Source organism: Caballeronia sp. LZ065 (assembly GCF_031450975.1).
Taxonomy (GTDB): domain Bacteria; phylum Pseudomonadota; class Gammaproteobacteria; order Burkholderiales; family Burkholderiaceae; genus Caballeronia.
Window position 1 is genome coordinate 1 of record NZ_JARUXV010000042.1, and the last position, 403, is coordinate 403.

Consider the following 403-nt stretch of genomic DNA (forward strand, 5'->3'; position numbering starts at 1 on the left):
CGCACGCGTGCCATCTGTGGATCGGGGGCAGACGCTGGCTTTGCCGTTATCCCGGATGGCGGACCTGAATGGCAACGCCTGGCATATCGAGCGACGGACCGATCCGATTCACGAAAGCGTGTCGATGCGCTTCATCGAATTCTCGGGGAGCCGTGCTACCGGGCGTGAATTGCGTGCCGCTTCGGGCCGCGTCGTGGGCTGCCTGGGAGCGCTCGCACTGCACGATGGACAAGGGGGCGTGCATCCGCTGGTGTCGTATGAGCAGGACGCACTGGGAAATTTGAGCGTCGTGCTCGATGCGCACGACGCGCCCTACTGTTTCGAGTATGCGCAGCACCAGATGGTGAAACATACCGACCGCAACGGCCTGTCTTTCTACTACAGCCATGCGATGCACGAGGAC

Annotated in this window: 1 protein-coding gene; it reads left to right on the plus strand. The window is 62.0% G+C overall.

Going from position 1 to position 403, the window contains the following annotated elements; translation table 11 throughout:
* Positions 1-55 precede the first annotated feature (55 nt).
* Positions 56-403, plus strand: a 348-nt coding sequence (locus QCE63_RS36940; protein ID WP_309839958.1) for a hypothetical protein, incomplete at its 3' end; no start/stop codon positions are given.